Source organism: Kitasatospora sp. NPDC093558, assembly GCF_040683475.1.
Taxonomy (GTDB): domain Bacteria; phylum Actinomycetota; class Actinomycetes; order Streptomycetales; family Streptomycetaceae; genus Kitasatospora.
This window is the reverse complement of record NZ_JBFBDY010000398.1, coordinates 1-5,844: the sequence shown is the minus strand read 5'-3', so window position 1 is coordinate 5,844 and position 5,844 is coordinate 1. Positions and strand designations below refer to the sequence as shown.

The window sequence follows — 5,844 nt, the reverse complement described above, 5'->3', positions numbered from 1 at the left end:
CGCGATGCTCGACATGAACGTGGTCAACCTGGCGCTCACCGACATCTCAGCCGGGCTCCACGTCTCCCCCGGAGTCGCCCAGTGGGCCGCGCTCGTCGATGCCGCTGCCGCGCAGGGCGTCGGCGATCTCCTTGAACTGGACGTCCCAGTCGTTCTGGTAGACCTGCTCGTGCTCCTCGGCCGCGTGCGACTGGCGCAGGCCGACGGTGCGGTCGACCACCTTGCCGATCAGCGCCGTCATCGCGAACGAGAACAGGCCGATCACCAGTACGGCCACCAGCTGCTTGCCGAGCAGGTCCCAGCCCCCGCCGTAGAACAGGCCCTTCTTGCCGGTCATCGCACCGGTCGCCGCCAGTCCGGCCATCACCATGCCGAACAGGCCGCCCCAGCCGTGGATGCCGACCACGTCCAGGGTGTCGTCGACACCGAAGCGGTACTTCCAGCTGATCGCGAAGGCGCAGGTGAGGCCGGCCAGGAAGCCGATCACCGAGGCCCACAGCGGGGTGACGTCGCCGGCCGCGGGCGTCATCGCGACCATGCCGGTGACCGCGCCCATGCTGATGTCGAGCAGCCCGACCTGGCGGGTGCGCCACCAACTGGTCACCGCCCAGCCCGCCATGGCGGCGCCGGCGGCGAACTGGGTGTTGACGAAGGCCATCGCCGCGGCGCCGGGCACGCCCAGCGAGGAGCCGGTGTTGAAGCCGAACCAGCCGAACCACAGCAGCGCGAGGCCGATCACGACCAGCGGCAGGTTGTGCGGACGGATCGGCTGCCGCTCGAAGTCCTCCCGCCGTCCGGCGACCACCGCCAGCGCCAACCCGGCTGCGCCGGAGGCGAGTTCGACGACCGTACCACCGGAGAAGTCGACCGCGCCGAGCTGCTCGGCCACCCAGCCGTCCGGCGCGAACACCCAGTGCGCCATCGGGACGTAGACCAGCAGGGTCCAGGCGGAGGCGAAGACCAGCCAGCCCTTCATCTTCGCCCGGCCCGCCACCGAGCCGCTGATCAGCGCGACCGTGACGATGGCGAAGGACATGTGGAAGACGGAGAAGGTCACCGTCGGGGTGTCGCCGGTACGGCTGGTCAGGCCGACCCCCGACATGAAGACGTGGTCCAGCCCGCCGATCACCCCGAGTCCGCCCGCATCGTGGCCGAAGGCCAGGGTGTAACCGAGGGCGAACCAGATGATGCTGACCAGCACCACGCAGCCGAAGCACATCTTGAGCATCGCGATGACCTGACCGGTCTTCACCATGCCGCCGTAGAAGAACGCCAGTCCGGGCGCCATGAGCAGCACCATGGCGGCGGCCATGATGAGCCAGGCGGCGTTGCCGGAGTCGAAGGGCTGGGGCATCACTTCTCCTGCTCACGGCGTTCGAGGACCTGGCGGAGCTCGGCGAGCAGCTCGGCGTCGACCGTGGCGGAGCCGGCCTGCACACCGTCCTTGGCAGCACCGGCGCCCACGGAGACCGGCACCCGGGCCGCCGTCAGGCGCCGGCGGATCTCGGCGATCGTCTCGTCGTCGTACGCCTGCTCCTCCTCCGCGCCGGGGACGTGCTCGTACTCCTCGGCGGCACGGAAGCCGACGGTCTTCTCGATCACCTGGGCGATCAGCCACGTCACGCCGAAGGAGAAGGCCGCGCAGACCACGACGCCGACGGCCTGACGCCACAGCAGGTCGACGCCGCCGCCGTAGAACAGGCCCTTCTTGCCGCTCATCTGGAAGGTCGCGAACAGGCCGATGCCCAGCACGCCGACGATCCCGCCCCAGCCGTGCACGCCCACCACGTCGAGCGTGTCGTCGTAGCGCAGCTTGTACTTGAGGTTGATCGCGAACGCGCAGACCACGCCCGCGACGAAGCCGATCACCAGCGCGCCGACCGGGGAGACCTCGCCGCAGGCCGGGGTGATGGCGACCATGCCCGCCACGGCGGCGGACGCGACGCCGAGCATCTCGACGTGCCCGAGGCGCCACTTCTCGATCAGCGGCCAGCCGACCATCGCGCCGCACGCGGCGAGCTGGGTGTTGAGGAAGGCCATCGGCGCGGTGCCGCCGGTCTGCAGGGCGGAACCGGCGTTGAAGCCGAACCAGCCGAACCACAGCAGCGCGAGGCCGACGACGACCAGCGGCAGGTTGTGCGGGCGGATCGTCTCGCGCTCGAAGTCCTTGCGCTTGCGGACCACGATCGCGACCGCCAGCCCGGCCGCGCCGGAGTTGATCTCCACCGGCAGGCCGCCGGCGAAGTCCAGCGCACCGAGGTGCGCGGTGATCCAGCCGTCGGGCGCGAACACCCAGTGCGCCATGGGCACGTAGACGAACAGGGTCCACGCGACGACGAACCACAGCCAGCCGCGCATGGTCGCCCGGCCCGCGATCGAGCCGCTGATCAGGGCGACGGTGATGATCGCGAACGCCATCTGGAAGGCCGAGAAGATGACGGTCGGGATGGAGCCGCTGAGGCTGGCCATCCCGATGTCGTGCATCATCCAGTGCGCGGGCGTGCCGATCAGGCCGAGGCCGCCGACGTCCTTGCCGAAGGCGAGGCTGTAGCCGACCGCCAGCCACAGCATGGTGACCAGGGCGAGGCAGACGAAGCTCATCTTGAGCATGACCAGCACGTGCTTGGTCTTGACCATGCCGCCGTAGAAGAAGGCCAGGCCGGGGGTCATCAGCAGCACCATGGCGGTGCTCGCCATGAGCCAGGCCGTGTTGCCCGTATCGGGAGTATTAGGCATCCGAGGTCTCTCCGGGTCGGGGAACGTGCGGGACAGGAAATTCCGCAGTGCGGAATGACAATTCCGCTAGACGTGGAGGAACGTAGAGGTGCCGTCGGGGCCCGTCAACAGATCGTTGATTTACTTGGCCGTTTCTTTGACATCGCCGGGCGGCCGGGCCGGGCCCAACCGGGGGCCGGCCGGGGTCCAGCCGGGGTCCAGCCGGTGAAGGAGGACCCCCGCCGCCCGCCGTCGACCGCCGGCTGCCGACCGCCCGCCGCGCGTCAGTAGACGCAGGGGATGCCGCCGTCGGACTGGGCTTCGACCTTGGGGCCCTGCATCGGGATGTTGGCCGCCGGGTCGCTCGGGGCGGCGCTGGGGGCGGCGGGCCGGTCGGAGGCGACGCCGTCGAACGAGGTGCCGAGCGTGACCACGACCCGGCCGGCGCCGGTCGAAGCGGACTCGGTGGGGGTGACGCCGTAGCGGGCGGCGATCTGGTCGGCGGCCTCCTTGGCGCCCTTGCCGTAGGTGACGGTGGTGGTCTTCGGCCTGGTCGCGGCCGGACCGGTCTTCCCCTCCTTGAAGCCCATGCCGACCAGGACCTTGGCCTCGTTGGAGGAGGACACCCCGGCGGCGGAGGAGGCGTTGAAGACGTCCACGGTGGCCGGGGCGGCAGCCTGGGTGGGGGTCGGGCTCTGGGTCGCGGTCGCATCGGCGCTCGGCGCGTCGGTCGGGGCCGGCACGGGAGCGGCGGCGTCGGCACCGCCGAAGACCTGCTTGACCACCTTCTGGATCTTCGCCGGGGTGACGATGTTGACGTCCTGCGGCGGGTCGCCCTTCTTGTCGCCCGTGTCGTACGTCAGGGTGTTGAACTCGACGTTGCCGCCGGTCAGGGCCGGGGCCTGCTGGGCGAAGTCCAGGATGTTCCACTCGTTGTCGATGACGAGGTCCTTCTGCACCACGCCGAACATCTTCTGCATCGCCCCGAGATCGCCGATGACGCCCTGCTGCTTGAGCTTGTGCATCACCGAGGAGATGAAGGCCTGTTGGCGGTGCGTGCGGGCGAAGTCGTCGTTGTTCCCGTGCCCGTCGTTCAGGTTGTGGCGCTGGCGGACGAACGAGAGCGCGTCGGCGGCGTTGAGGAAGCTGTGCCCGGCCGGGAGCTTGAGTCCGGTGCCGCCGCCCTCCTTGCCGGGGGTCCGGGGAATGATCGGGTCGTTCACCGGGTGGGTGAGGCAGACCTCGATCGGCTTGAGCGCGTCGGCGATGTCGTAGAAGCCCATCAGGTTGACCTCGGCGATGTGGTCCACCGGCTGGTCGACGAACTTCTGGACGGTGCGGATGGTGGCCGCGCGCCCGGCGTCCCGGCCGGCCTTCTCCAGGTCGGCACCCTTGAGCCCCTTGGCCTTCGGGCTCTTGTTGAACTGCTCCTTGGCGTTGCCGTACGCCTCCTTGATCTTGGCCATGCCCATCGAGGAGCCATCCCCGCTGTACGTCATGACCCAGTCGTCCCGCGGGATGGAGACCGCCTGCACCTTGCCGCCGTTCGCGGGGATGTGCAGCAGGATCAGCGAGTTGGTGTTGTAGCCGCCGATGCTGGAGTCGGCGCCGGCGTGCAGCTCGTTCTGGACGATGGACGGGTCGACGTCCGAACCGTCCATGTTCTTGCGGCTGTCCAGGCCGATCAGCAGCAGGTTCACCGAGTTGTCGAGGTGCTTGGGCGCGTCCTTCTTCGTCACGGCGATCGCGTTGGACGTGGTCATCCCGTCGGTCAGCGACGTGTACTCGTACCAGACCACCCCACTGGAGACGAACACCGTCAGCCCGACCGAACACGCCACCGTCCGCCCCACGATCAGCGCCGGCGACCGCCGCCCGGCCTCCCCACGCCCACCACTCCGCCTCTGACCCACGCTGCTTCCCCCATCCTCGAACGACAACTCTCCTGACTCACAGAGTCCCTGACGGACCCCGCATGTTGCAGGACGTGTCGCAGATCACGCGCGCGGCGGGGTGCGGCCGCTCGGGTCCCGGTCGGCCGGCCGGGCTCACGTACTCCGCGGGTGGTAGGCGAGCTGGGGAACGGCTTCGGCGGCGTGGCGATCGAGGACGTGGGTCAGGCCGGGGGCTCCGGCGGGTCGGTTATGTGGCGCAGGTACGCCTCGGGGTGTTCCAGGTAGCGGCGCCAGTGGTCGACGATCGCGAGGTCCCGCCACTGGGTGGGGTGGATGCCGTGGTCGCCGACCTCCAGGACGGCCGAGCCCGGGGTGGCGGCGAGGATCGGCGAGTGGGTGGCGCACACGACCTGGGCACCGGTGCGGCCGAGTTCGTGTAGCAGGCCGACGAGTTGCAGGCTGGAGGTGAAGGAGAGCGCCGCCTCGGGCTCGTCCAGGATGTACAGGCCCGGTTCGCGGAACATCGACTCGAAGACGGTGAGGAAGCCCTCGCCGTGGCTCATCAGGTCGGTGCGTTCCCTCCAGTAGCGGCCTCGGCCCTGCTTCTCCTCCATCATCTTCATCGCCGTCTCGGCCCGGAGGAAGAAGCCGCCCCGCCGCGAGCGCGGCCCGGCCACCATGGCGCGCCCGCGCTCGCTGTACTCCAGCCGCAGGTGCTCGCCGAGTTCACCGCGCTCCCGGGGGCCGGCGTAGCGCGCGCCGGCCCGGCCGCCGTAGGTGTCCACGCCGTAGGCCTCGGCGAGGGCCTCGACCAGGGTGGACTTGCCGGAGCCGTTCTCGCCGACCAGGAAGGTCACGGGCGCGGGGAAGGCGATGCCGCCGCCGAGCAGGCCCCGCACACACGGGACCGTCCACGGCCACTGCGACAGCTGCCGCTCCGTGAGCATCTCCCGGTGCACGCGCATGCGCTCGACGATCACTTCTCACCCTCCTCGGTTCGTGTGCAGTCCGGCCCACGATAGGCGGGGGCACTGACAACGGCCTCCGGGCGCCGGTCAGCGCAGGCCGGGGAGGGCGCGCAGCTCGGTGATGCGGAGCAGGCGGGCGAGGAGGAGGAAGAGCAGGGCCATCGTGAGGCCGCCCGCCGCGAGGGACGGGACCGGGGCCCGGAGGGCGGTCACGGTGGCGTCGGTACAGCCGTGGGCGACGTGACTGCCGGCCGCGGCGGCGAGGG

General features: G+C 70.2%; 4 protein-coding genes. All 4 read right to left on the bottom strand.

The genetic code is table 11. The annotated features are described in order from the left end of the window. Positions 1 to 46: 46 nt before the first annotated feature. The 4 genes from AB0O00_RS27415 to AB0O00_RS27400 all read right to left on the bottom strand — a co-directional run bounded on the left by AB0O00_RS27415 (position 47) and on the right by AB0O00_RS27400 (position 5,575). The gene (locus AB0O00_RS27415) at positions 47 to 1,354 is read right to left on the bottom strand and encodes an ammonium transporter (protein ID WP_363656145.1); all 1,308 of its coding nucleotides are present in this window, start codon (positions 1,352 to 1,354) and stop codon (positions 47 to 49) included. Then, on the bottom strand, positions 1,354 to 2,736 hold the full coding sequence (locus AB0O00_RS27410; RefSeq protein WP_363656143.1) for an ammonium transporter: 1,383 nt from the start codon (positions 2,734 to 2,736) through the stop codon (positions 1,354 to 1,356). The genes AB0O00_RS27415 and AB0O00_RS27410 overlap by 1 nt, the downstream gene beginning before the upstream one ends. A 263-nt stretch (positions 2,737 to 2,999) precedes the next feature. Next, positions 3,000 to 4,556, bottom strand: a complete 1,557-nt coding sequence (locus AB0O00_RS27405) for an LCP family protein (protein WP_363656142.1) — start codon at positions 4,554 to 4,556, stop codon at positions 3,000 to 3,002. A gap of 275 nt (positions 4,557 to 4,831) precedes the next feature. Next, positions 4,832 to 5,575 (bottom strand): AAA family ATPase, encoded by a 744-nt coding sequence (locus AB0O00_RS27400; protein WP_363656147.1) that lies wholly within the window; start codon positions 5,573 to 5,575, stop codon positions 4,832 to 4,834. Positions 5,576 to 5,844: the final 269 nt, after the last annotated feature.

Coding starts and splice junctions, on each gene's coding strand:
- AB0O00_RS27400 (WP_363656147.1), bottom strand. CDS start 5,575: ATGCGCGTGCACCGGGAGATGCTCACGGAGCGGCAGCTGTCGCAGTGG.
- AB0O00_RS27410 (WP_363656143.1), bottom strand. CDS start 2,736: ATGCCTAATACTCCCGATACGGGCAACACGGCCTGGCTCATGGCGAGC.
- AB0O00_RS27415 (WP_363656145.1), bottom strand. CDS start 1,354: ATGCCCCAGCCCTTCGACTCCGGCAACGCCGCCTGGCTCATCATGGCC.